At 67.3% G+C, this 26072-nt stretch carries 20 protein-coding genes; 17 read left to right on the top strand and 3 right to left on the bottom strand.

Going from position 1 to position 26072, the window contains the following annotated elements; genetic code table 11:
- Window positions 1-697 precede the first annotated feature (697 nt).
- From WFQ67_RS07795 to WFQ67_RS07750, 10 genes are all read left to right on the top strand, one after another.
- Window positions 698-1921: an RtcB family protein gene (locus tag WFQ67_RS07795; RefSeq protein ID WP_337056540.1), complete on the top strand. Its 1224-nt coding sequence runs from the start codon at window positions 698-700 to the stop codon at window positions 1919-1921.
- A gap of 54 nt (window positions 1922-1975) precedes the next feature.
- Window positions 1976-2554, top strand: coding sequence for a hypothetical protein (locus tag WFQ67_RS07790; RefSeq protein ID WP_337056539.1), 579 nt, complete (start codon window positions 1976-1978; stop codon window positions 2552-2554).
- Window positions 2555-2575: 21 nt separating this feature from the next.
- Window positions 2576-3373 (top strand): nucleotidyltransferase domain-containing protein, encoded by a 798-nt coding sequence (locus WFQ67_RS07785; protein WP_044410443.1) that lies wholly within the window; start codon window positions 2576-2578, stop codon window positions 3371-3373.
- 29 nt (window positions 3374-3402) lie between these two features.
- Window positions 3403-4314: a hypothetical protein gene (locus WFQ67_RS07780; RefSeq protein WP_337056538.1), complete on the top strand. Its 912-nt coding sequence runs from the start codon at window positions 3403-3405 to the stop codon at window positions 4312-4314.
- A 182-nt stretch (window positions 4315-4496) separates the two neighbouring features.
- On the top strand, window positions 4497-5522 hold the full coding sequence (gene rtcA, locus WFQ67_RS07775) for an RNA 3'-terminal phosphate cyclase (protein ID WP_337056537.1): 1026 nt from the start codon (window positions 4497-4499) through the stop codon (window positions 5520-5522).
- A 112-nt stretch (window positions 5523-5634) separates the two neighbouring features.
- Complete coding sequence (locus WFQ67_RS07770; RefSeq protein WP_213628454.1) at window positions 5635-6006, top strand: hypothetical protein; 372 nt, start codon at window positions 5635-5637, stop codon at window positions 6004-6006.
- 732 nt (window positions 6007-6738) lie between these two features.
- Window positions 6739-7578, top strand: coding sequence for a sugar phosphate isomerase/epimerase family protein (locus tag WFQ67_RS07765; protein ID WP_337056536.1), 840 nt, complete (start codon window positions 6739-6741; stop codon window positions 7576-7578).
- A gap of 14 nt (window positions 7579-7592) precedes the next feature.
- Window positions 7593-8645: an isopenicillin N synthase family dioxygenase gene (locus WFQ67_RS07760; protein ID WP_173173420.1), complete on the top strand. Its 1053-nt coding sequence runs from the start codon at window positions 7593-7595 to the stop codon at window positions 8643-8645.
- Window positions 8646-8680: 35 nt separating this feature from the next.
- Window positions 8681-9481, top strand: a complete 801-nt coding sequence (locus WFQ67_RS07755; protein ID WP_173173421.1) for an ABC transporter substrate-binding protein — start codon at window positions 8681-8683, stop codon at window positions 9479-9481.
- 84 nt (window positions 9482-9565) lie between these two features.
- A complete protein-coding gene (locus WFQ67_RS07750; RefSeq protein ID WP_337056535.1) occupies window positions 9566-11101 on the top strand; it encodes an amino acid ABC transporter permease/ATP-binding protein in 1536 nt (511 codons plus the stop codon).
- 88 nt (window positions 11102-11189) lie between these two features.
- Here the strand turns inward: WFQ67_RS07750 and gdhA are convergent, their stop codons facing one another.
- On the bottom strand, window positions 11190-12524 hold the full coding sequence (gdhA, locus tag WFQ67_RS07745) for an NADP-specific glutamate dehydrogenase (protein ID WP_337056534.1): 1335 nt from the start codon (window positions 12522-12524) through the stop codon (window positions 11190-11192).
- Window positions 12525-12877: 353 nt separating this feature from the next.
- Here gdhA and WFQ67_RS07740 point away from each other — a divergent pair, with 353 nt between their 5' ends.
- The gene (locus WFQ67_RS07740; protein WP_173173426.1) at window positions 12878-13282 is read left to right on the top strand and encodes a hypothetical protein; all 405 of its coding nucleotides are present in this window, start codon (window positions 12878-12880) and stop codon (window positions 13280-13282) included.
- Window positions 13283-13366: 84 nt separating this feature from the next.
- On the opposite strand, the gene ettA is transcribed toward WFQ67_RS07740, so the two are convergent.
- Complete coding sequence (gene ettA, locus WFQ67_RS07735; RefSeq protein WP_111259709.1) at window positions 13367-15034, bottom strand: energy-dependent translational throttle protein EttA; 1668 nt, start codon at window positions 15032-15034, stop codon at window positions 13367-13369.
- A 329-nt stretch (window positions 15035-15363) separates the two neighbouring features.
- On the opposite strand from ettA, the gene WFQ67_RS07730 reads away from it, so the two are divergent.
- The 3 genes from WFQ67_RS07730 (at window position 15364) to WFQ67_RS07720 (ending at window position 20620) form a co-directional block, all read left to right on the top strand.
- A complete protein-coding gene (locus tag WFQ67_RS07730; RefSeq protein ID WP_337056624.1) occupies window positions 15364-19485 on the top strand; it encodes a bifunctional diguanylate cyclase/phosphodiesterase in 4122 nt (1373 codons plus the stop codon).
- Between the two features lie 345 nt (window positions 19486-19830).
- On the top strand, window positions 19831-20208 hold the full coding sequence (locus WFQ67_RS07725; protein WP_213628448.1) for a hypothetical protein: 378 nt from the start codon (window positions 19831-19833) through the stop codon (window positions 20206-20208).
- A 40-nt stretch (window positions 20209-20248) separates the two neighbouring features.
- Window positions 20249-20620 (top strand): hypothetical protein, encoded by a 372-nt coding sequence (locus WFQ67_RS07720; protein WP_111259707.1) that lies wholly within the window; start codon window positions 20249-20251, stop codon window positions 20618-20620.
- Between the two features lie 74 nt (window positions 20621-20694).
- On the opposite strand, the gene WFQ67_RS07715 is transcribed toward WFQ67_RS07720, so the two are convergent.
- Window positions 20695-21339, bottom strand: a complete 645-nt coding sequence (locus WFQ67_RS07715) for a DUF6348 family protein (RefSeq protein WP_213628447.1) — start codon at window positions 21337-21339, stop codon at window positions 20695-20697.
- A 186-nt stretch (window positions 21340-21525) separates the two neighbouring features.
- Here WFQ67_RS07715 and WFQ67_RS07710 point away from each other — a divergent pair, with 186 nt between their 5' ends.
- The 3 genes from WFQ67_RS07710 (at window position 21526) to glyA (ending at window position 25789) form a co-directional block, all read left to right on the top strand.
- Window positions 21526-22221 carry a DUF4241 domain-containing protein gene (locus WFQ67_RS07710; protein ID WP_337056533.1) on the top strand — a complete coding sequence of 232 codons (696 nt, stop codon included), beginning with the start codon at window positions 21526-21528 and terminating at the stop codon, window positions 22219-22221.
- A 333-nt stretch (window positions 22222-22554) separates the two neighbouring features.
- Complete coding sequence (locus WFQ67_RS07705; protein WP_337056532.1) at window positions 22555-24435, top strand: hypothetical protein; 1881 nt, start codon at window positions 22555-22557, stop codon at window positions 24433-24435.
- A gap of 100 nt (window positions 24436-24535) precedes the next feature.
- Window positions 24536-25789, top strand: a complete 1254-nt coding sequence (glyA, locus tag WFQ67_RS07700; protein ID WP_173173438.1) for a serine hydroxymethyltransferase — start codon at window positions 24536-24538, stop codon at window positions 25787-25789.
- Window positions 25790-26072: the final 283 nt, after the last annotated feature.

Below are 26072 nucleotides of genomic sequence, written 5' to 3'. Positions count from 1 at the left end.
CCTTGTCACCGTAGCGCGCGGCACGAATGCAGGTGGCTGTACATCGGTTGAGCCGGTTCGATTCCGGCCCGCGGCAACGCGGAACAGTCACCTTCCCTTGTCGTGCCACCTTGAGTTTTGCGACGAATGCCGGTGGAACTACACCCTTCCACGGTCGAGATGCGGGTTCGAATCCCGTCGGCTCCAATACTGCGGGGCCGTAGTTCAACGGTAGAACACGAAAACGTTTCACCACCTTTTGTCGTCGCACCTGTTTCACCACGGCCCGCAAGGGCGCCTCAAAAACGTAGGCGAGGCCGCCAGCGCAAGGCAAAAACAGGCGAAAAAGCGCAGTTTACGCGGTGTAAATGAGCATTTTGAGTGTGTTTTTAACGCCGCGATGGCAACGCAGGTAGTTTTTGAGGTGCCCGCAAGGGTCGGCAGCGAATGCAACGGGCATTACATGTGTCGCGGGTTCGAGCCCCGCCCCGGCAACGGGTAGCTCAGCGGGTAGAGCAATTCATGTCCACATCCCTTGTCGCTGCACCTCGGCCGCCCAGGCGGCCAACCGAATTTGCCCGGCGAATGCCGGTGGAACTACAGGACGTCGTGGTTGCGGGTTCGACTCCCGCCGGCTCTCCGGGGCCGTAGCTCAATCGGAAAGAGCGCGATGCCGTTTCACCTGACTTGTCGCCGTTTTGAAAGGAAAGAAGGAACCATGGAAAAGCACTACAACCTGCTGGAAGTCGCCGACGGCAAACCGATCAAGCTCTGGACCCAGGGCGTACCGGTGGAGGACGACGCGCGCAAGCAACTGATCAACACCGCGAAGATGCCCTTCATCTTCAAGCACCTGGCCGTGATGCCGGACGTGCACCTGGGCAAGGGGTCGACCATCGGCAGCGTGATCCCCACCGTTGGCGCCATCATCCCGGCCGCCGTGGGCGTGGACATCGGTTGCGGAATGATCGCCGCGCGCACCTCGCTGACCGCCTCCGACCTGCCGGACAACCTGGCCGGCCTTCGTAGCGCCATCGAGAAGGCCGTGCCCCATGGGCGCAGCGTGTCCCGCGGTGGTCGAGACAAGGGCGCCTGGGAAGACGTGCCGGAGCTGGCGGACCACGCCTGGTTGGCCCTGGCCGGGCGCTTCAAGGTGATCACCGACAAGTACCCGCGCCTGGAGAAGACCAACAACCGCAAGCACCTGGGAACCCTGGGAACCGGCAACCACTTCATCGAGGTCTGCCTGGACGAGGCCCAGCGCGTCTGGTTCATGCTCCACAGCGGATCGCGCGGTGTGGGTAACGCCATCGGCAGCCTGTTCATCGAACTGGCCCAGGCCGATATGCGCCAGCACATCGCCAACCTGCCGGACCGCGACCTGGCCTACTTCGAAGAAGGCAGCCAGCACTTCGACGACTACGTGGAGGCCGTGGGCTGGGCCCAGGACTTCGCCAAGCAGAACCGCGCACTGATGATGCACGCCGTGATCGCGGCGGCGCGTACGGTGATCAAGAAACCCTTCGAGGCCAACCTGGAAGCGGTGAACTGCCACCACAACTACGTGCAGAAGGAGCGGCACTTCGGCCAGGAAGTCCTGGTGACCCGCAAGGGCGCGGTATCGGCGCAGAAGGGCCAGCTGGGCATCATCCCGGGGTCCATGGGCGCGCGCAGCTTCATCGTGCGCGGCCTGGGTAACGAGGAAGCGTTCTGCTCCTGCAGCCACGGCGCCGGCCGCACCATGAGCCGCACCAAGGCGAAGAAGCTGTTCACCGTGGACGACCAGATCCGCGCCACCGCCCATGTGGAATGCCGCAAGGACGAGGACGTGATCGACGAGATCCCCATGGCCTACAAGGACATCGACGCCGTGATGCATGCCCAGCGCGAGCTGGTGGAAGTGGTGCACACCCTGCGCCAGGTGGTCTGCGTTAAAGGATGAAGAATGATCGGCGTTGCCCCGCCAACGCCTTTCGACCCTGAGGGAGAGCGACTGATGTTGCAGAAACTGGAAAGCCGTCGGGTGAAAGAACTCCGGGCCCGCCTCGACGAAGCCGGCAGCGTCTTCGACTTCGTCGTGCTGGGCCTGGACGTGACCGCCCGCCCCGGCGAGGCCGAGCACAAGGATGCGCTGCGGGTGCTGTTCGAAGGCATCCGCGAACGCGCCCAGGAATGGCGCCGCAAGCTGGTGGAACAACACCCGCAGTACGCCAACCATCCCTGGCCGGAGCTGATCCCGGACCTGGAGCAGGCCCGCCCGCAGGCCCTGGATGCCGCGCGCATCGAGGAACTGGCCCGCGACGACGGGCCGCTGTACCGGGCCCTGGTCGGCCCGCCCTACGGCACCGCGCTGCAGGTGGAGGACTTCCGCGAATGGCGCGAGGTCCTGCGCCTGCACGCCGATGAGGGGATGCAGGTGCTGGACTGGGTCGGCAACGCCGACGACGAACCCCAGCGCAGCGCCTGGAGCAGCTACTTCGATGACGGCAAGGAATGGTGGGGCATCTGGTGCCTCACCCTGTACAACCCGAGACGACGAACACTCAGCGCGCTGGCCGCCAGCGCCACCGATTGAAGCAGTAAGGGAACAAACGAAATGACCAGCGACCACCGCCATCCCCTCCCCGCCGCCATGCGCGAGCGGGTGCTGGAGGAACTGCAACGGGTCGAGCGCGAGCGCAACGTCACCGTGCTCTACGCCTGCGAATCCGGCAGCCGCGCCTGGGGCTTCGCCTCCAGCGACAGCGACTACGACGTGCGCTTCGTCTACGTCGAGCAGCCCGACTGGTACCTGCAGGTACGCGAGCCGCGCGACGTGATCGAGCGCCCGCTGGACGACGAACTGGATGTGAGCGGCTGGGAGCTGCGCAAGGCCCTGCGCCTGCTGCGCAACTCCAACCCCACGCTGCTGGAGTGGCTCGACTCGCCCCTGGTCTACCGCCAGGACGACGCCGCCACCGCCCGCCTGCGCGAACTGGCCGAAGCCTTCTGGTCGCCCCGGGCCGTGCGCCACCACTACCTGTCCATGGCCAAGAAGAACTTCCGCGGCTACCTGCAAGGCGACGAGGTGCGTTTCAAGAAGTACCTCTACGTCCTGCGCCCGCTGTTGGCGGTACGCTGGCTCGACCAGGGCCGTGGCCGCCCGCCGATGCCCTTCGAGGACCTGCTGGTGACCCTGGACGACCCGGCGCTGCTGGCGGAAATCGACGAGCTGCTGCAGCTCAAGCGCGCCGCCACCGAAGCCACCCACGGCCCGCGCCGCGAGGTGCTGCACGCCTTCATCGAGGCCCAGCTGGCCAGCGCCGGCGAAGCCCCGCAACTGCCACGCGGCCAGGGGGACGACGCCTTGCTGGATGAATTCATGCGGCACTGCGTGCACACCCACGCCACCTGAGGCCATCGCATCAATGGAGAACAGCTGAAATGGACTTCAAACCCTTCGCCGGCCTGCTGCTCCTGGGCCTGGCCAGCGGCCTCGCCGCCCAGGAGCGCCAGGTGCTGGACACCCTGCCTCTGGACTCGGCGACGGCCTACGAGCTGTCGCTGCCCGCCTGCACCACCGCGCCCTGCCCGTTCGAGCTGCGCCTGTTGAAAGACGGCCGCCCACACGGCACCACGGTGGTGCTGCACTGGGCAGCGACAGCGGCACCCGCCAGCCAGGCAGCGCCCGATCCCCTGTACGGCGCCGGCACGCCCCTGGGGGCTGGCGCGGCGCCCAGGGTGTGGATAACCGGCGAGGAAGAGGGGCAGGTCAGCGCGGCCGCTCGCCTGCTGCGGCTGGCAGATGGCACACCCGCGTTGCTGGTCAGCCAGATGGGCGGCTTCGAGCACCCCAAGCGCCATCACGCCCTGTACCTCGCCACGCCCCAGGGCCCGCACCTGGCCTGGTCCCACGACGAAGCCCCGGGGCCGAACCAGAGCTGGGTGCTGGCACCCACGGGCGACGGCCCGGTGCTGCTGGTGCACGAGCGTGCCGCCGCGATCGACGCAGCGGACCGCCTGGAGACGCGCCGCCTGACCTGGCACCCGGATCGCACGGCTTTCATCGAGGCGATGGCACCGCCCTCGCCGGCCCTGCGCGCCGTGGTCGCCGAACGCTACCCCAGCGCCATGGCCGCCCAGGCGGCCCGGGACCAGCAGGAAGGCTGCCTGGCAGCCTATGCGGTCATCGATACCGGCGCATCGGGAGCGGCCCGCTACGCCCTGGCACAGGTGGCGGAAAGCGACGCCGAAGCCCGGGCGGAAACCACCCGCCTGCACACATGCGCAGCGACCCTGCGCCCGGAGACCGTGCCGCTGGCACAGCTATTGACCACGCCCGCACCGACGCAGTAAGCCGGCGGGAGGCGGATGGGACGAAAGGCCCAGGTACTGGTATGTCCACGCCCCATAGAAAGCCTCGAATGGACGCAACTGGCTGACTTCTCCGGCGAGCACCCGGAACCCGTACAACCGACTGAAATGGCCATGACCTGGCCAGACAGCCAGGCAAGAACAACTGATTGGAACACCGAACCATGAAAACGGATTTCCTCGAACTCGACGGCGCCATCGGCGGTGGCCAGATCCTGCGCAGCGCGCTGAGCCTGTCGATGATCAGCGGGCGGGCCTTCCGCATCCGCAATATCCGCGCGAAGCGCAGCCGCCCGGGCCTGTTGCGCCAGCACCTGACGGCCGTGCTGGCAGCGGCCGAGGTCAGCGGCGCCGAGGTGGAAGGCGCGGAGCTGGGCTCGCAGACGCTGCGCTTCACGCCCGGCACCATCCGCGCGGGTGACTACCGCTTCGCCATCGGCAGCGCGGGCAGCTGCACCCTGGTGCTGCAGACCCTGCTGCCGGCGCTGCTGTTCGCCGAGGGGCCGAGCACGCTGGAAGTCAGCGGCGGCACCCATAACCCGCTGGCGCCGCCGGTGGACTTTCTCCAGCGCGCCTGGCTGCCATTGCTGCGCCGCATGGGCACCGAGGTGGAGCTGGAACTGCTGCGCCATGGCTTCATGCAGGCCGGGGGCGGGGTGGTGCGGTTGCGCATGGCGCCCGGCGAACTGCGCCCGCTGCACCTGGAGCCGCCAGGGGCCGTACTGAAACGCCAGGCCCGTGCGCTGCTGGCCGGGGTGCCCGGGCATGTCGGCGAGCGCGAGCTGCAACGGGTGGCCAAGCGCCTGGGCTGGCGTGACGACGAGCTGTGCCTGCAGTTCATCGACAATGACCAGGGGCCGGGCAACGCGCTGTTGCTGGAGCTCGCCTGCGAGACGCTGACCGAGGTGTTCTGCGCCTTCGGCCAGCCTCGCGTCGGGGCCGAACGGGTCGCCGACCTGGCGGTGGACGAGGCCCGCGCCTGGCTGGCCAGCGGTGCGGCCGTGGGTGAACACCTCTCGGACCAGTTGCTGCTGCCCATGGCGCTGGCCGGCGGCGGCAGCTTCAGCGCCCCGGTGCTCAGCGAGCACCTGATGAGCAACATCGAGGTGATCCAGCAATTTCTTCCCGTCCGTTGTCAGATCAGGAGCGAGCGGCAGGATTTCCACGACATCGCCATCACGGCGGTTTGACGAATCCACGACATCCTCCCGCCGATACTTGCGCCAGGCCGTCCAATCCGGGTGGCCGCCGCAATGAAATCCGCGCATGTGCGCCCAGCGAACGGGCGCACGGGAGTCGAACATGGCGTCATTCCGCGCCGCCCTTGCCATCCCCCTCGTCCTCGGCGGCGCCCTGCTGGCAGGCTGCGAGAGCACCCACCAGCACCTGATAGCCGAGGGCTACCCACCCGCCTTCGCCGACGGTTTCAGTGACGGCTGCAGCAGCGGGCGCCAGGCGGCGGGTGTGATCACCGGCGCCTTCCGCAAGGACGTGCCGCGCTACCTCAAGGAGCGCACCTACGCCGAAGGCTGGGGCGACGGTTTCGAGCAGTGCAAGGAACAGGTGCGCAGCGAAGAGCTACGCGAGTTCCACGAGCAGATCTCCAAGGACCGCGACGAGGACTGGGAGCGCGACAAGCGCCGGGCCATGGATCGTGCCTTGATCGGGCATTGAGACGACGTATCGCCCCGTCATGGGAGCCCGCCAGCCAACGCGGCAATTCCTTCGGGCCGTCCATGGCCCATCGCGGCTCTCGCGACATCCATGTCGCTCAACCCCTGAAACGACGATTGCGCTCGGCCTCCTGAAAGGGGCGTTTGGCCGCTGCTCCAACGTCGAGGCTCACGACTTCACATTGATGTGCGCATCACCACTGGGTGCTCGCTGCGGCTGACGCCTTTCGTAGGATGGTGTAGAGCGAAGCGAAACCCATGCGGTGGGCGTGACAGGGAGCCATGAATAACCGGAAGCACCGCGCTTGAGGCTTCGCATCGAGTGCACAACAGCTAGCGCAGACCGCCCCGTCCGCGCAGCACGCCGTCATCCTTTCGGCCCCCTGTTAGTTTCGGATTTCCTGAACTAAGTATTTGGCCTTTCCTATTCTTTCGCGGTCCGCGCGCGCCACAGAATCGCCCATCGCGCCGCAGAGCGCGCGGCCCCTCCCCGGGCCACACGTGATTCCTTTGACTGCCCAAGCCCGCCACAGCCGTGGCGTAACCACAAGAAAGGGTCGGCCCAGCCGCCCCGACCGAGCTTGTCAGAGGAACGCCCATGCGCCGTGCATCACGCCCCCGCCCGTTGCATCTCTCCCTTCCGGCTCCGCTGACGACAATCGCCTGACCGCCCGGCACGCCCGCCGCGCCCGTCGGCCTGCGTGCCGGGTGCGTCCCTGACCGGGATACGCCCATGCGACTCGAACTCTTCCGTACCCTCTGGGGCTACACCGCGCCCCGTGCCCAGGCCCTCGAGGAACTGCGCGCCGCCGGCTTCGACGGCATGGAAGCGCGCCTGCCGCTGGACGCTGCCGAGCGCCGCGCCTTCGCCGGCCTGCTGCGCGACAACCAGCTGGCCTACATCTGCACCCTGTTCACCGCCTACGACGTGCTGCCGAAGCAGGCCGCACAGCCCGATGAGCACCTGGAGGACCTGGCCCGCAAGCTGGACCTGGCCGCCGAGCTGCAGCCGCGTTTCGTCAACCTGCTGGCGGGCAACGACCGCTGGCCGCTGGCGATGCAGGTGGACTTCTTCGGTCGCGCCCTGGAGATCGCCGCCGACCAGGGCCTGGCCTGCTGCTTCGAGACCCATCGCGCCCGCTCGCTGTTCAATCCCTGGGTCACCCTGGAGCTGATCCGCCAACTGCCGGAGCTGCGCTTCACCAGCGACATCAGCCACTGGGTGGTGACCTGCGAGCGCCTGCTGGACGACCCCGAGGACGACCTCGCCCCCTTCGTCGAGCGTGTGCATCACATCCAGGCGCGGGTCGGCTACGACCAGGGGCCGCAGGTGCCCCATCCCGCCGCCCCCGAACACGCCGCCGCGCTGGACTTCCACGAGCGCCACTGGGAAGCGGTGTGGCGATCGCAGCAGGCGCGCGGCTACGCCGTGACCACGCTGACGCCGGAGTTCGGTCCGGACGGTTATCTGCATCACCTGCCCTTCACCGACATGCCGGTCGCCGACCTCTGGTCCCTCAACCAGTGGATCGGCCAGCGCCAGCGCCAGCACTTCCACCGCCTCTTCGGCTGACACGGAGCCACGACATGCACGCACAGGACACGGCCAGCAGTGCCTTCACCTCGATCCCGGTCATCGACATCGCCGGGCTGTTCAGCGAACGCCTGGAGGACCGCCAGGCGGTGGCGCAGGCCCTGGGCAAGGCGGCCCGCGAGGTGGGCTTCCTCTATATCCGCAACCACGGCATCGCCGCGGCACGCATCGACGGCCTGCGCCAGGCCGCACGGGACTACTTCGCCCAGCCGCTGGACGCGAAGATGCGCCACTACATCGGCACCTCCGAGAGCCACAAGGGCTTCGTCCCCGAAGGCGAGGAGGTCTATTCCAAGGGCAAGCCGGATCACAAGGAAGCCTTCGACATCGGCTACGAGGTCAGCCGCGACGACCCGCTGTTCCTCGCCGGCACCCCGCTGCTGGGGCCCAACGACTGGCCGGGCGTTCCCGGCTTCAAGGAAGCGGTGCAGGCCTACTACGCCGACGTCTTCGCCCTCGGCCGCAGGCTGTTCCAGGGCTTCGCCCTGGCCCTCGGGCTGCCGGAGGACTACTTCGATGCCATGGTCAGCCGCCCGCCGTCCAAGCTGCGCCTGATCCACTACCCCTTCGACGACGCCGCCCAGGACGCCCCGGGCATCGGCGCCCACACCGACTACGAGTGCTTCACCATCCTGCTCGCCGACAAGCCGGGCCTGGAGGTGATGAACGAGGACGGTGCCTGGATCGATGCGCCGCCCCTGGATGGGGCCTTCGTGGTGAACATCGGCGACATGCTGGAGGTGATGACCGCCGGCGCCTTCGTCGCCACCTCGCACCGGGTGCGCAGCGTGCGCGAGGAGCGCTACTCCTTCCCGCTGTTCTACGCCTGCGACTTCCACACCCAGATCCGCCCGCTGCCGCAGTTCGCCGGTGACGGCGCCCAGGCCTACGAGGAGATCGCCATCGGCGAGCACATGTGGGCCCAGGCCTTGCAGACGTACCAGTACCTGCGCCGGCGCGTCGAAGCCGGCGAGATCGCCTTGCCGGAGCGGGCACGCAAGCCCTCCAGCTTCGGCCACCTGAAGAACCAGATGCAGCCGTCCTGAGCCGCACACATCCGCTGACCAGAGGAGCACCACCCATGAAGCCTTCCACCGCCCTGCGTTCCACCGCCCTCGCCGCCGCGCTGCTGGCCACCGGCCTTGTCCAGGCCGACGTCGGCGTCACCACCCCCGGCCAGCTCAAGGTCGGCATGGACATCACCTACCCCCCGTTCGAGTCCTACGAGGGCGACAAGGTGGTGGGGTCCGACCCGGACCTGGCGCAAGCCCTGGCCAAGCAGCTGAAACTGGACGTCGCCTACGTCAACACCAAGTTCGCCGGGCTGATCCTCGGCCTCAATGCCCGCCACTTCGACACGGTGATCTCCGGCATGTACATCACCCCGGAACGCACCGCCCAGGCACTGGCCATCCCCTACGCGCAGACCGGCGCCTCGATCCTGGTCAAGGCCGACGCCGAGGCCAGGCCAGAGACCCCGGAAGAGCTGTGTGGCCTCAAGGTCGGCCTGCAGCAGGGCACCACCTGGGTCACCCAGCTGCAGGAGCTGTCCTCCAGCTACTGCACCGCCAACGGCAAGGGCGCCATCACCGTCAGCGAGTACCCCTCCGCCCCCGAGGCCACCCAGGCGATGATCTCCGGCCATATCCAGGCCCAGGTGGAGATCGCCGGTGCGGCGAAGCAGATCGCCGAGCGCTCGCGCCAGCGCGTGGTGGTCAGCACCCCGGGGCTGATCTACAAGCAGACCCTCGGCATCTACGTGCAGAAGGACAACAAGGCGCTGCACGACGCCCTGCTCAAGGCCCTGGAAGGCGCCAAGGCCAGCGGCGAGTACACCGCCATGCTGAGCAAATACAGCCTCGAGGCCCCCGCCGCCAACTGAGCGTGACGGCGGCGCCGCTTCGGGCGCCGCCCCGTTTCCCGCGATACGGGCCCGCCCTCGCAGGGCGGGTCGACCGAGGTGCCCATGCAATTCGAATGGTCGTATTTCTTCTCGCTGTTCTCGCTGGTCGATTTCTGGAAGGCCTGCGTCACGGTGATCGAACTGAGCACCCTGGCCTGGTTCATCGGCATGGTCCTGGGCTTTCTCCTGGCCAGCGCCAGGCTCTCCACGCATCCGCTGCTGCGGGTGCCGGTGGGCCTCTACATCTGGTTCTTCCGCAGCGTGCCGCTGCTGGTGCTGGTGGTGTTCGTCTACAACCTGCCGCAGCTGTTCCCGGTCACCGGCAAGCTGCTGTCCAACCCCTTTCTCGCCGGCCTGTTCGCCCTGGTGCTGACCGAGGCCGCCTACATGGCCGAGATCCACCGCGGCGGGCTGATCTCGGTGGCCAAGGGGCAGAAGGAGGCCGGCCGCGCACTGGCCATCGGCGGGCTCGGCATCCAGCGCCTGATCGTCATCCCGCAGGCCTTCCGCATATCCCTGCCGACACTGATCAACGAATACATCACGGTGGTGAAGCTGACCTCGCTGGTCTCGGTGATCTCCCTCACCGAGTTGCTGATGGTCGGCCAGCGCCTCTACGCGCAGAACTTCCTGGTGATGGAGACGCTCTGCGCCGTGGCCGCCTACTACGTGCTGATCGTCACCCTGTTCGGCTGGCTGCTGGGCGCACTGGAGCGCCGTCTCGACCTCTCCCGTCGCGCCCCGCAGACGCTGACCGCCGAGGCCGTAGCCGCCCTGCGCGGCACGGGCCAGCGCCTCGCCGCCCGGGTGGCGCGCGCCACCGGCAAGGGCACGCCACCGGCGCTGCAACTGCAGAACATCCACAAGCGCTACGGCCGCCACGAAGTGCTCAAGGGCATCGAGCTCAAGGTGGGAGCGGGCGAGGTGGTGTCGATCATCGGCCCGTCGGGCTCGGGGAAGACGTCGTTGATCCGCACCATCAATGGCCTGGAGAGCATCGACCAGGGCGAGATCGTGCTCTTCGGCGAAACCTACATCGCCTCGGGCGACAAACCCGGCAACGCCCGCGTGCGCCGGGGCGTGCAGCACATCGGCATGGTGTTCCAGAACTTCAACCTGTTTCCCCACCGCACCCTGCTCGACAACGTCACCCTGGCGCCGCGCTACCACGGCCGCCTGTCACGCCAGGAGGCGGAGGCCCGCGCCTGCGCCCTGCTGGACAAGGTCGGCCTGCTGGCGCATGCGCACAAGTACCCGCACCAGCTCTCCGGCGGCCAGCAGCAGCGTGTCGCCATCGCCCGCGCGCTGGCGATGGACCCGCAGATCATGCTGTTCGACGAGCCCACCTCGGCCCTCGACCCGGAGCTGGTGGGGGAGGTGCTGAAGGTGATCCGCGACCTCGCCAGCGAGGGCATGACGCTGGTGATCGTCACCCACGAGATGGAATTCGCGCTGTCGATCTCCGACCGGGTGATCCTCATGGAGGACGGCCTGGTCCAGGTCGACGCCAGCCCCCAGGCGATCCGCGAGAACCGTGCCGGCGAGCGCATACGCCGCTTCATGGGGTTGCAGGAAGAGAGCCAGCGGGCCAGCGCCTGATCGCCCTGTGGTGCAAACGCAAAGGGCAGCCATCGGCTGCCCTTTTCTTCGCGGCTGACCCCGCTCCCACCAGGAGAGCGGTCGCGTCTCAGACCACGCCTTGCGCCAGCATGGCGTCGGCCACCTTGACGAAGCCGGCGATGTTGGCGCCCTTCACGTAGTTGATCCGGCCGTTCTCCTCGCCGTGGGCGACGCAGGCATGGTGGATGTTCTGCATGATGCCGTGCAGGCGCTGGTCCACCTCGCCGGCGCTCCAGTGCAGGCGCATGGCGTTCTGGCTCATCTCCAGGCCGCTGGTGGCGACGCCGCCGGCGTTGGAGGCCTTGCCCGGCGCGTAGAGGATGCCGGCCTCGATGAAGATATCCACAGCCTCCAGGGTCGAGGGCATGTTGGCGCCTTCGGCGACGCAGATGCAGCCGCCCGCCAGCAGGGTGCGGGCGTCATCGGCATCCAGCTCGTTCTGGGTGGCGCAGGGCAGCGCGATGTCGCAGGCCAGATTCCAGGGGCGCTGGCCGGCGATGAAGCGCAGCCCGGCGCCCTGCAGTTCGCTCAGGCGCCCGCGACGCACGTTCTTCAGCTCCATCACCGCCTCCCACTGTTCCTGGGTGAGGCCGCCCTCGGCGAACAGGGTGCCTTCGGAGTCGGACAGGGAAATCACCTTACCGCCCAGCTCCATGACCTTCTGCGCCGCGTACTGGGCGACGTTGCCGGAGCCGGAGATGGCCACGCGCTGGCCGTCGAAACCGCTGTTGCGGCCCTTGAGCATCTCCTGGGCGAAGTACACGCAGCCGTAGCCGGTGGCTTCCGGGCGGATCAGGCTGCCGCCGTAGGCCAGGCCCTTGCCGGTGAGCACCGAGGTGAACTCGTTGGACAGGCGCTTGTACTGGCCGAAGAGGAAGCCGATCTCGCGGGCGCCGACACCGATGTCACCGGCGGGCACGTCGAGGTCGGCGCCGATGTGGCGGTACAGCTCGCTCATGAAGGACTGGCAGAAGCGCATGACTTCGGCGTCGCTCTTGCCCTTGGGGTCGAAGTCCGAACCACCCTTGCCGCCGCCCATGGGCAGCGAGGTCAGGGAGTTCTTGAACACCTGCTCGAAGGCCAGGAACTTGAGCACGCCGAGGTTCACCGAGGGGTGGAAGCGCAGGCCACCCTTGTAGGGACCGATGGCGCTGCTCATCTGCACGCGGTAGCCACGGTTGACCCGCACGCGGCCGGCATCGTCGACCCAGGGCACGCGGAACAGGATGGAGCGCTCGGGCTCCACCAGGCGCTCGAGGATGCCAGCCTGCAGGTAGCGCGGGTTGGCTTCGAGGAAGGGCCAGAGGCTGCGCAGCACTTCTTCCACGGCCTGGTGGAACTCGGGCTGGTCGGGGTCACGCCGTTTCAGGCGGGCAAGATAGTTGTCGACGGATTCGGTCATGGCGTCCTGGCCTGCTCGTTCTGTTCAAAAGGGCGCTGACTCTAACAAGGAAAACACGCCCTACAGAAGTGCAAAATGACGCTTTATTGAATCTTTTTGGTGCAATTCTATAAAAGCCGCCGAAAGCTAAAGGGATAAACCGCTCTGAAACGGCGAATTACCGACGCTTCCACTGCACCTTGTCGGAGCGGTTGCAGCCCTCATATGGCGCATCCCGGCCACACGGGCTCCGGCGAGTGCCCCGCGAGCCTGCCGAGAGCCTTTGTATCCGCGCATGTCCAGGGGAGAACCCGGCACCTTCGCACCAGTCATAGCGATGTGCCATTTCGGCACCCACTCCCAGGAGTCCTTCCATGTACAGCTCGCGCATGCGTCCTTCCATCCTCGCCGCCACCACGCTCACCGCCCTGCTGCTCGCCGGCATCGGCCAGGCGCGGGCAGGCGTCGAGATGGCGGGCTCGGCCGGCAACTACGACAACCTTGCCGCCGTGGAGCGCACCTCCAGCGGCCGGCTGACCGAGAGCAACATCAGCGTCGGCGACGTCAAGGAGATGCAGAAGCACATCAACAGGCTGAACCAGCTGACCAGCGATCAGGCCGACACCATCAGCGCCCTGAGGCGCCAGGTGGACGACCTCAAGCGCGACAGCGGCTCGGCCAGCGAACTGTCCGGCATCCAGCGCCGGCTGGAGGCGCAGGAACGCAAGACCGACCAGCTGCAACGCAGCCTGGACGACCTGGCCCGCAAGGTGAAGTGAGCCGGGAGCGGAAACGAAAACGGAGCCTTTCGGCTCCGTTTTCATGTCCGGCCCACCCGGTGTCGACCGGGGGATGACCTCAGGTCACTGGGCCAGCTTCTTGTGACGCACGCGGTGCGGCTGGGCAGCGGCATCGCCCAGGCGCTTCTTGCGGTCGGCTTCGTACTCGGTGTAGTTGCCTTCGAAGAACACCGCTTGCGAGTCGTCCTCGTACGCCAGGATGTGGGTGGCCACGCGGTCCAGGAACCACCGATCGTGGGAAATCACGATGGCGGCGCCCGGGAAGTCCAGCAGGGCTTCTTCCAGGGAACGCAGGGTCTCGACGTCGAGGTCGTTGGACGGTTCGTCGAGCAGCAGGACGTTGCCACCCTCCTTCAGGGTCAGGGCCAGGTGCAGGCGGCCACGCTCACCACCGGAGAGGTCCTTGACGAACTTCTGCTGGTCGCCGCCCTTGAAGTTGAAGCGGCCGACATAGGTGCGCGACGGGATCTCGTAGTTGCCGATGCGGATCTGGTCGGAGCCGTCGGAAATCTGCTGGAACACGGTCTTGTTGCCGTCCAGGTCGTCGCGGCTCTGGTCCACGCACGCGAGCTTCACGGTCTCGCCGATCTCGATGCTGCCGGAGTCCGGGGTTTCCTTGCCCATGATCATGCGGAACAGGGTCGACTTACCGGCACCGTTGCCACCGATCACGCCGACGATGGCGCCCTTGGGCATGGAGAACGACAGGTTGTCGATCAGCACGCGGTCGCCGTAGCCCTTGGTGACGTTCTTGAATTCGATGACCTTGTCGCCCAGGCGCGGACCGGCCGGGATGTAGATCTCGTTGGTCTCGCTGCGCTTCTGGAATTCCTGCGACTGCATCTCCTCGAAACGCTGCAGGCGGGCCTTGGATTTCGACTGGCGGGCCTTGGCGCCCTTGCGCACCCACTCCAGTTCTTCCTTCATGGCCTTCTCGTGGGCCGACTGCTGCTTGGATTCCTGGGCCAGGCGTGCCGACTTGGTCTCCAGCCAACCGGAGTAGTTGCCCTCGTACGGAATGCCGGCGCCACGGTCGAGCTCGAGGATCCAGCCGGCGACGTTGTCGAGGAAGTAACGGTCGTGGGTGATGGCCACCACTGTGCCCGGGAAGTCGTGGAGGAAGTGCTCCAGCCAGGCGACGGAGTCGGCGTCCAGGTGGTTGGTCGGTTCGTCCAGCAGCAGCATGTCGGGGGCCGACAGCAGCAGGCGGCACAGGGCCACGCGGCGCTTCTCGCCACCGGAGAGGTGCTCGATGCGGGCGTCCCAGGCCGGCAGGCGCAGCGCGTCGGCGGCGACTTCCAGCTGGCGCTCCAGGTTGTGGCCATCGCTGGCCTGGAGGATGGCCTCGAGCTTGGCCTGCTCGGCGGCCAGCTTGTCGAAGTCGGCGTCCGGGTCGGCGTAGGCGGCGTAGACCTCGTCCAGGCGGGCCTGGGCGTCCTTCACGACGCTGACCGCTTCCTCGACCACTTCACGCACGCTCTTGGTCGGGTCCAGCTGCGGTTCCTGGGGCAGGTAGCCGATGTTCAGCTCGGGCATAGGCCGTGCTTCGCCGTCGAACTCGGTGTCCACACCGGCCATGATCTTCAGCAGGGTCGATTTGCCCGAGCCGTTGAGGCCCAGCACGCCGATCTTGGCGCCGGGGAAAAACGACAGGGAGATGTTCTTGAGGATTTCCCGCTTCGGCGGAACGACCTTGCTCAGGCGATGCATGGTGAAGACGTATTGAGCCATGGGTGACCTTGGTTCTGTGATCAGGGGTAAAGGCGGGGACGCATGCGCTCCCGCGCGCGTGCGGCAAAGCTACCGGAATGGGCGAAGCAGGGCAAACGACGCTCGTCGGCCATGCTGGCACTCTGCCTCACTTCAAGGCATGCTAGCCCGCTTGTAAGCGCCGGACTACAGTTCAGTCGGCCAGCATCACCTGCCTATTTCGTCGTCATCGCAGGATTCGTCCAGTGCCCAAGCTTCGCCCCTCGACAACCCCGCGTGCGCCCGGAGAGCCGTACGGCCCGCCACTGCACCGCTCGGTCAAGGGGCTTCTACTGGTCCTCGTGCTGTCCATGCTCGGCCTGCTGTTCTGGCAGCTGCAGCAGGAATACCACCAGTTGAAGGACGGCCAGCGCCAGCGCAGCCAGGAGCTGGCCCGCGAGATCACCAGCCACCTCGAAGGCAGCATGGACTTCAAGGCCCAGGCCGGGCTCGCATTCCTTGCACAGAGCGCCCGGCAGCCGTCCCTCGAACCCGACCTGCTGGGCAACCTCAAGCGCATCTACCCAGCCATGCGCAGCGTCGCCTGGCTGACGCCGCGTGGCGGCATCCTCGCCGACAGCGACCCCGCCGCCGACGACGCGCTGTTCGTCGCCAGCCTCGCGCAACGCTCCGCCGGCCAGGCCGTGCACTTCTCCTTCAGCGCCCAGGGCGGTGGCCAGCTCTACCTGATCCTGCGGGACATCGAGGCCGGCAACGCCTGGCTGCTGCGCCTCGATCCGCAGGCGTTGCGCAACTGGATCCGCGAACAGGAGCGCGACCAGTCCGGCTGGCTGCTGGAGGACCGTTTCAGCGACCGCGTGCTGCTGCACAGCGGCAAGGTCGCCAAGGACAGCCCCATCGTGATGCCGGTGACGGCGCTGGAAGAGTCCCAGACCCTGTTCATCGCGCCGCTCGCCAACAGCGACTGGCAGCTGCGCGCCCTCTACGACGAACGCCAGGTGCAGGCCGAACTGCTGCCGGGCCTGATCGGGCGGCTGGCGCTGTTCCTCATCTGCGCCACCCTGGCGACCCTCGCGCTCCTCGTCCTGCAGCGCGAGCAACGCAACCTGCGCGAACTCAACGACGCCTCGCGGCGCTCCCTGCGCCAGGCCGCCAGCGCCCTCGGCGTGATCGAGGAGCGCGTGGTGGTGACCTGGACCGACGGCGTCGTCTGCTACCTCAACGCCCGCGCCGAGGCGATGTTCGGCATGAGCAGCGAAGAATCCCAGCAATACCACCTGCTGGCCCTGCTGCCCGGGCTGGACCCGCTGCTGCTGCACGCCACCACCTTCCCCAACGACCTCGGCCCGGACCTGGTGCCCGCCGGCGTCGATGGCGAGCAGCGCCTGTTCGCCGTGACCCGCAGCGACCTCAACGACGGCGCCAAGCTGATCGGCTACGTCTGGGTCCTGCGCGACGTCACCGAGGAGCAGCAGGCCCTGCGCGTGCTGCAGGAAACCCGCCGGCGCTACCAGGACATCTTCGAAGGCACCGGCGTCGCCCTCTGCGTGCTCGACCTGTCCACCCTGCGCGAGCACCTGTTCCAGTTGGGCCTGCGCGATACCCAGGCCCTCGCCCAGTGGATCGACACCCACCCCGGGCGCCACGGCGAGCTGCTGCAGCGCCTGCGCATCACCGAGGTCAACCAGTTCGCCCTGCGCCTGCTCGGCGTCGGCAGCAGCGAACAGGCCTGGCAGCAACTGATCGGCCACGGCCCGCTGCGCAACGGCGGCATCCGCGCCCAGCTCATCGGCGCCGTGCTCGGAAGCCAGTCGCAGATCGAACTGGAGACCCGCATCGTCACGCCCCAGGGCACCGAGCGGCATCTCTGGGTGGTGCTGCGCCTGCCGGAAATGATCCAGGACCTGCACGCCGTCACCCTCAGCATCAGCGACATCACCAGCCGCAAGCGCATCGAGCTGTCGCTGATCGAGCGCGAGCGTTTCTGGTCCGACGTGGTGCTGGCCGTGCCGGACACCCTCTACGTGCACGACATCGGCAACCGCAAGGTGATGCTCAGCAACAACCGCCTCGGCCAGCAGCTGGGCTACAGCCGCAGCGAGCTGAAGGCGATGGGCGAGCGCTTCTGGGAGCAGGTGCTGCACCCCGACGACGAAGAGCAGTACTGGCGCATGCGCAGCCTGCAGCAGGTGGTCGGCGACGGCCTGCTGCTGCAGTGCCAGCTGCGCTGGCGCCACCGCGACGGCAACTGGCACTGGTTCGACATCCGCGAGCAGTCGCTGACCCGCGATGAGAACGGCCGGGTCAGCCGCCTGATCGGCGTGGCCAAGGACATCACCGAGCAGATCGAGGCCAGCGAGCTGATGCGCGAGAGCGAGCGGCGCTACCGCCTGCTGGCCGAAAGCATCAGCGACGTGATCTTCACCAGCGACCGCCAGTTGCAGCTCAACTACGTCAGCCCCTCGGTGACGCCGGTGCTGGGCCTGAGCGCCGAGTCGGTGATCGCCAACGGCTTCAACAACGCCGTCGCCGACCCGCGCCAGATGGCCCCGCTCTACGTGCTGCTGGACCAGGTCAGCAACGCCCTGGGCAATCCCCAGCGCCTGGCCGAGCTGCGCTCGCGCCTGCCCGCCCAGTTGTTCCTCTTCGACTGCCTGCGCGCCGACGGCCGCAAGATCCCCGTGGAGCTGCGCATCATGCTCATGTGGGACGAGCACGGCAGCTTCGAGGGGCTGCTCGGCGTCGGCCGCGACATCAGCCAGCAACGCCGCGCCGAGAAGGACCTGCGCATGGCGGCGACGGTCTTCGAGCACTCCACCTCGGCGATCCTGGTCACCGACCCGGCCGGCTATATCGTCCAGGTCAACGAGGCCTTCAGCCGCATCACCGGCTACTCATCCGCCGAAGTCCTCGACCAGCTGCCGTCGGTGCTCACCGCCGACCGCCAGCAGGCCACCCAGCTCAACTACATCCTCGGCCAGCTCAACCAGCGCGGCAGCTGGGAAGGCGAGGTCTGGCTCAAGCGCCGCCAGGGCGACACCTATCCCTCCTGGATCGGCATCACCGCGGTGCACGACGAGGAAGGCGACCTGGTCAGCTACGTCTGCTTCTTCAGCGACATCAGCGAGCGCAAGGCCAGCGAGCAGCGCATCCACCGCCTGGCCTACTACGACGCCCTCACCCACCTGCCCAACCGCACGCTGTTCCAGGACCGCCTGCACACCGCGCTGCAGCATGCCGAGCGGCACCAGGAATGGGTGGTGCTGATGTTCCTCGACCTCGACCGCTTCAAGCCGATCAACGACTCCCTCGGCCACGCCGCCGGCGACCGCATGCTCAAGGACGTGGCCATCCGCCTGGCCGCCTGCGTCGACGACGACGACACCGTGGCGCGCATGGGCGGCGACGAATTCACCCTGCTGCTGCAACCGCGCACCACCCGCGAGGGTGCGCTCAACCGCGCCATCAACGTGGCCGAACAGATCCTCGCCAGCCTCGCCCGGCCCTTCGTGCTCGAAGGCCGCGAATTCTTCGTGACCGCCAGCATCGGCATCGCCCTCAGCCCGCAGGACGGCCGCGAGCTGAGCCAGTTGATGAAGAACGCCGACACCGCGATGTACCACGCCAAGGAACGCGGCAAGAACAACTTCCAGTTCTACCAGGCCGAGATGAACGCCCGTGCCCTGGAGCGCCTGGAGCTGGAGAGCGACCTGCGCCACGCCCTGGAGCAGCGCGAGTTCATGCTCTATTACCAGCCGCAGTTCTCCGGCGACGGCAAGCGCCTGACCGGCGTCGAGGCACTGCTGCGCTGGAACCACCCGACCCGTGGCCTGGTGCCGCCCAATGACTTCATCCCGGTGCTCGAAGAACTCGGCCTGGTGGTGGACGTCGGCGACTGGGTGCTGCGCGAGGCCTGTCGCCAGCTCAGGCACTGGCACCAGCAGAAGATGCGCCTGCCGAAGATCTCGGTGAACATCTCCGCCCGCCAGTTCGCCGACGGACAGCTGGTCGAGCGTATCTCCGAGATCATCACCGAGAGCGGCCTGCCGCCGGCGTGCCTGGAACTGGAGCTGACCGAATCCATCCTGATGCGCGACGTCGGCGAAGCCATGCAGATCCTCGCCAGCCTCAAGCGCCTGGGCCTGTGCATCGCGGTCGACGACTTCGGCACCGGCTACTCCTCGCTCAACTACCTCAAGCAGTTCCCCATCGACGTGCTGAAGATCGACCGCAGCTTCGTCGACGGCCTGCCCGACGGCGAACGCGACGCACAGATCGCCCGCGCCATCATCGCCATGTCCCACAGCCTCAACCTCGCGGTGATCGCCGAAGGCGTGGAAACCCACGCCCAGCTGGAGTTCCTCCGCGAGCACGGCTGCGACGAGGTGCAGGGCTACCTATTCGGCCGCCCCATGAGCCCCGAGCAGTTCGAAGCCCAGTTCGGCGGCGCCGCGCTGTTCATGCTCAGTTGACCGGCGCACGGGGCCGACATCGACCGCCGTGCCAGCCGCTGTGATGGGCGTCTGGTTGTCATACAAATGAAGTTGAATATTTCCTACAGCCCTGCCAGATTGCGCTTCGCTATTTAAGTGTTGCAAAGGATTGCAAGTACGAAGCGACTCCAAGACACCCTCGCCAGTATCTGCAAAAACCCCTGAATTAGCTGACCCTGCCGCCAAGTCGTGGCTTTTTTTCGTGGCCGGAAAACAGCGTCCCGGAGTAGCGGCCCCTCGGGCCCATCCCTTTCCGGCCGCTCGTCACAGGTAGCCAGGCGTTCCACGCACCCAACAAGAACCCCGCACAAGGATGATTGCGTCATGACCGTTTCTCGCGCCCCGAAACACCGCCCCACCCCTGCCAACCTGCTCCGCTGCGCTGTCGCACTGGGGCTCGCCGCCATGCTCGGCGGCTGCAACTCCGCCGAATCCGAAGTCCAGAAGGTAGTGATCGACAACCTGCTGGTGAAGGACGTCTACAAGTTCGGCGAATACACCGAAATAAACGGCATTGGCGCTTGCCAGACCGTCAACAGCGTCAGGGCCGATGGCCGGGAAACCGGTGACATGCAAGCCTTCGTGATGAAGAAGGACGGCACCTGGCACTTCCTGAACTTCCTCCCGGGCTCCCATGAAGAGTGCGTCACGGCGGGTGAAGAAATGACCCAGGAGCTGCTGGACAAGGGCTACAAGGGCTGAGCGGCCCACTGAATCAACGTCACCCCTCTGGAGAAGTTCAATGCGTACCAAGTTCCTGCAAATCGGCCTGATAGCCGCCATGGGCCTGCTGGCCGCCTGCGGCTCTTCGCCGCGTGCCCCGCAACAGCAGATCGTCGGCCAGATCCCGGCAGGCAGCCCCTTCGCCAAGGTGCAGCCCGGCATGTCCATGAAACAGGTGCATGACCTGATCGGCCAGCCCACCGACAGCTACAACCACATGACCGGCAAGATGTTCATCCCCTTCTACTTCGGCAGCGACGCCATGCGCATGGAAGAGCTGTACAAGGGCCAGGGTCGCCTCACCTACACCGGCGTGGGCGCAGGTGGCGCCAACTTCAACGTCTACCAGATTACCTACGACCCGAGCGAAGACGGCTACAACAACCGTTGATCCGCCGCTTCAAGACAAGAGCCCCGCTGATGCGGGGCTCTTGTCTTATGGGGGGGAATTCCAGGCGCCCGGCATCAGCCCGAAACCGGCTTCACCACCAGGAAGTGCCGCACGCTGTAGTACGCCTGGGAATCCTGCCAGCCCAGGCGCGCGAAGCTATCCATGCCGGCCTGCCAGGGGTCGTTGTCGAACAGCGCCTCCACCGTGCGCTGGTTGTCGAAGGCGCAGAAGAAATGGCGGAACCAGTGGATGCGACCATCCAGCGGCAGCGCGCGGATCTGCGCCTCGATGCTGGGGAACAGGTCGGCCGGCAGCTGCGCCACCTTGCCATCGGCGCCCCGCGTGCAGGCGTTGCCCAGGTGCGCCTCGAAGCGCTGCCCGCCCACCTGCCAGGTCTCCACCGTCACCTGGTCTTCATCGACCTGGCCCCACAGCGCCGAGAGCAGCACGTGGAAACTGTTGCGGCAGAAGTTCTCCCAGGCGTCGCGCAGGCCCGCCTCGCCCTCGCCCACACCGGCGAAAGCCTCCTGGAACTGGCGGTCGTCGTCCTCCAGCAATACGTCGACGTCGAGCCGACCGGTCTTGCCGCGGGGATACCAGGTGGCACGGATCGCCGGCAGCCGGCCTCCCGGCGCGACCCAGCCCTCGTGCACGACGAACTCGACGCCATGGGCTTCGAACAATGCAGCCAGGAGCTGCGAAACGGAGACCGGTTCCATCTTCGATCCTTATGCAATGATGGCGCGCCCGAGGCGGGCCGAAACGGCGCTTAGATTACCGCGCTTCAGCCACTGGAACGGCCCTTCCTCACATCCAATCGCCGTGTTGTGCCGTACGCCGCATACGCCCGTGCAATGGCATGGGATCGTCCCCACCACTGGCACAGAGAGGGAGCAACATCGCCCATGAAACGACACCTCGCCGGGCTCGCCCTGCTGCTGCCCCTGTCCTGGCTGCACGCTGAAGAGGCCGCCCCGATGAACCACCCGCTGTTCGACGCCGCCTTCACCGAAGGTCACCAGGTACGGGTGGAGGACTGCGATTACCGCTTCTACGCCCGAACCATCGGCGAACTGGAACTGCCCACCGGGCAACTGGTGGCCTGCGACCCCCTGGTGAGCTGCGACGGCCCCTTCACCCAGGCCGTGCCCAAGGGGCGCTACCCGCTGCAGCTGGCCATCGCCAGGATCGGCGATGACGAGCGTGTGGCCTTCGCCCGTATCGTGTTCGCCCCCGGCCCGGCGACCCGCTGGGAGATGGCGCTGGTGAAAGGCCAGGACCCGGCCACCCTGGGCCCGGACGAATTCTTCGGCTACGGGGTGGACAGCGGCACCGGCGGTTTCATGGATGCTGCCGCCCTGCGCAGCTACGAGGCCCGCCGAAACCAGGAGGGCGAGGCCTTCGACGAACGCCTGTTCGCCGAGTTGGACAAGACCTACCAGCACACCCGCAGCTGGTACCTGCTGCCGACCGACGCCGGCAATGTGGCGTTCTTCTCCAGCGGCTACGGCGACGGCGCCTACCCCAGCTACTTCGGCTACGACGCCGACGGCCGGCTGGTGGCGGTGGTGACCGATTTCCTGCTGGTGCCCGAGCGCTGACTGCAAGCTGCAAGCTGCAAGCTGCAAGCTGCAAGCTGCAAGCTGCAAGCTGCAAGCTGCAAGCTGCAAGCTGCAAGAGCCTGGGGGATCGGTGGGGAGCGTCAACATCTGGGCTTATTTGTTTCCGCAGCCCGGGCGTAGGGTGGACCACGCTTCACCGGTCCACCATTCGAGGTCATGCCGAACACCGCTCCACCATCGCCGCGCGACCGGTTTCGTGATCCCCGGCAGGCCCGCACCGGGGGCCTTGCCGTAAGATCGCGCCATCACGGCCCAGCGCCACCGCCCGACCAGCCCGCCATTGACCGGCGACGATGTGACAAGGAGCCCGCCATGTCCTGGTGGAAACGCTTTACCCGCCATACCGAAATCGCCCCGACCACCCAAGACGCCCCGGCCGCCGCACCGGAAGCCGCCCCCGGGAAGCCCGGCATCGAGCTGCGCCAGGGTACCGCCGAGTTCGAGCGGTTCATCACCGAAGCCGAGCTGGAGCAGGGCAACCTCGCCCACGGCGCCGAGCACCTGGCGGAGCTGCTCAGGTTCGCCCCGGCCAACCCCGAGTGGCTGGCCCTGGCCGAGCGCTACCTGCAACGTGCCGGCACTCCGGCCGAAGCGGTGCTGCTGCCACCCGGCGAGCAACGCTACGCGGCGACCGAAGCGCTGCGCAGCTGGATCATGGCCCGCGAGGGCCGGGTCGCCGCAGCGGTCGACCTGCTGCTGCAGGTGATCGACGCCGCCCCCGAGAGCGACTACCTCGACGCCTGGGCCCTCGATTGGCTGGAGCCGGCCGGCAGCCTGGAACAGCTGGATGCGGACCTGCAGATGCGCCTGTTCGGCCGCGTCATCCAGCGCACCCCGGAAGCCCGCGAAGCCACTGCCCGCGACCTGGCCAACACCCGGCGCTGGGCCGTGCTGGCCGGGCGCATCCGCCCAGCGGACGATTTCACCGCGCAATGGACGATGCTGCACATCGGCCTGCTGCGCCGTGCCGCCCTCTTCGACCAGGCCCTGGAACTGGCCGGGCCGGTGCAGGCCCGCCAGGATTGGCACCAGGCGACCGCGCGGGGCCTGGTGCTGCGCCAGCAAGGCCGCCCCGCCGAAGCCGACCTCGCCTTCAGCCAGGCCATGCAGCAGCAACCGGAAGAGCTCAGCACCTACCTGGAGGCCGGCGACACCTGGCTGGAGAACCAGGGCTGGGCCCAGGCGACCAGCTGGTACGACCAGGCCCTGGCGCTGCACCCCGAGCATCCCTGGGCCGCGCCGTCACGGGATTACTGCCAATGGCGCGCCAGCGGCGACGACACCCTGCTCCAACGGGTGATCGACGCCGCCAAGGCCGACAACGAGCGCGCCTACCAGTTGTGGTTCCTCGCCAGCGGCGCGCCACCCCAGCCCAACGACGCCAGCGCCAACGTCCTGCGCAAGATCCGCGACAGCCTGCTCGACGGCAGCTACGAGGGCTCGCCCGGCGACAGCATCACCCTGCGCACCTCGTCCCTGGAGGCGCCGAGCAACGTCCTGGCCATCACCCTGGAGCTCGCCGCCCACGGCCTGGCCGGCTGCAAGGTCGAAGTCACCGCCGAGAGCATCGCCCAGCCCGATCCGCGCCAGCCGCACGGCCCCGTCGAGCACCTGCTCTGGCGCTACGAGGGCGACCAGGCGCTGCCGGCCCTGCCGCCGCCTGGCGAGAAGGTCAGCGCGCTGATCGCCGGGCTCGCCGCCAGACCCTATGCCCGCGCCAACTGGGCCCAGGCCAGCCAGGTGGCCGCCAGCCTCACGGGTGACGAGCCGCTGCAGGTGCTGGCGACCCTGGTGCACCCGCCGGCGGTGCCCGACCGCTCGATCCCCGCGCTGGTCTGGCTGACCCGCGTGCAGAGCGCCGCCGCCCAGGTGCTGGCCCATCTCGATCAGGGCTGGGAAGGTTCGCGTCGTCGCGCGCTGCTGCTCAGCGCCCTGTTCGGGCCGAGCGACTGGACCACGGTGGCGGCCATCCGCGTCCTGGCCGCCATCGCCCACGACGAGCCGGCCCATGCCCTGGACATCCACACCTGTTTCGAGCGCCTGGAGGGCCGGCGACCCGACTCCGGCTACTGCTGCTGGCTGGAACCGCTCTACGAGAGCTGGCAACAACTGCCCCTGCTGTTCGATCACGAGCGCGAAACCCTGCGCCAGAAGCTCGCCGAGCTGCAGGAAGTCGATGACGAGTCCGCGTGAGCGCCGCTTGTCTGTCGCATGACCGACCTTCATGTGTCAGCCAACGACCTATGAGTTAGAATGCGCGCCTTTCCACGTACCGATCCCCGAGAGGACCGCCATGTTCAGCCGTGATTTGACCCTCGCCCGCTACGATGCCGAACTCTTCGCCGCGATGGAGCAGGAAGCCCAGCGCCAGGAAGAGCACATCGAGCTCATCGCCTCCGAGAACTACACCAGCCCGGCGGTGATGGAAGCCCAGGGTTCGGTACTGACCAACAAGTACGCCGAGGGTTACCCGGGCAAGCGCTATTACGGTGGTTGCGAGTACGTCGACGTGGTCGAGCAACTGGCCATCGACCGCGCCAAGGAGCTGTTCGGCGCCGACTACGCCAACGTCCAGCCGCATGCCGGCTCCCAGGCCAATGCCGCGGTCTACCTGGCCCTGCTGTCGGCCGGCGACACCATCCTCGGCATGAGCCTGGCCCACGGCGGCCACCTGACCCACGGCGCCTCCGTCTCCTCCTCCGGCAAGCTGTACAACGCCGTGCAGTACGGCATCACCGACGCCGGCCTGATCGACTACGACGAAGTCGAGCGCCTGGCCGTCGAGCACAAGCCGAAGATGATCGTCGCCGGCTTCTCCGCCTATTCGCAGGTCCTGGACTTCGCCCGCTTCCGCGCCATCGCCGACAAGGTAGGCGCCTACCTGTTCGTCGACATGGCCCACGTGGCCGGCCTGGTCGCCGCCGGTGTGTACCCGAACCCGGTGCCCTTCGCCGACGTGGTCACCACCACCACCCACAAGACCCTGCGCGGCCCGCGTGGTGGCCTGATCCTCGCGCGCAAGAACGAGGAGATCGAGAAGAAGCTCAACTCCGCCGTCTTCCCGGGCGCCCAGGGTGGCCCGCTGGAGCACGTGATCGCCGCCAAGGCCGTGTGCTTCAAGGAAGCCCTGCAGCCCGAGTTCAAGACCTACCAGCAGCAAGTGGTGAAGAACGCCCAGGCCATGGCCCAGGTGTTCATCGACCGCGGCTTCGACGTGGTCTCCGGCGGTACCCAGAACCACCTGTTCCTGCTGTCCCTGATCAAGCAGGACATCACCGGTAAGGATGCCGACGCCGCCCTGGGTCGCGCCTTCATCACCGTGAACAAGAACTCGGTACCCAACGACCCGCGCTCGCCCTTCGTCACCTCCGGCCTGCGCATCGGCACCCCGGCCGTGACCACCCGTGGCTTCAAGGAAGTCGAGTGCCGCGAGCTGGCCACCTGGATCTGCGACATCCTCGAGAACATGGGCGACGAGTCCGTGGTCGACCGCGTTCGCGAACAGGTCAAGGCCATCTGCGCCAAGCTGCCGGTCTACGGCAACTGATTGCCTGAGCGCTGAACGAGAAAGCCCGGCACCTGCCGGGCTTTTTTGTGCCTGTCGTACATGCCTTGGAGCCGCTACGCAGCCCTTGGCGAATGAATTCGCCCCTACAGGTCGTAGGGTAGATGGCGCTTTTCCATCCACCAACGGTGCCGAACCGGGCGCCGCTACGGTGGACCGGTGAAGCGGGGTCCACCCTACACCTGCCGGATGCAACGTGCCGGCGATATCCGGTGCGCAACGCGGCCCATGGTGAGTGAGTTAGCCCCTACAGGCACGGGGTTTT

The sequence above is a fragment of the Pseudomonas sp. USHLN015 genome, from assembly GCF_037153275.1.
In the GTDB taxonomy this organism is placed as follows: domain Bacteria; phylum Pseudomonadota; class Gammaproteobacteria; order Pseudomonadales; family Pseudomonadaceae; genus Metapseudomonas; species Metapseudomonas tohonis.
The sequence above is the reverse complement of the archived record's forward strand: the minus strand, read 5'-3'. Positions and strand labels throughout refer to the sequence as shown.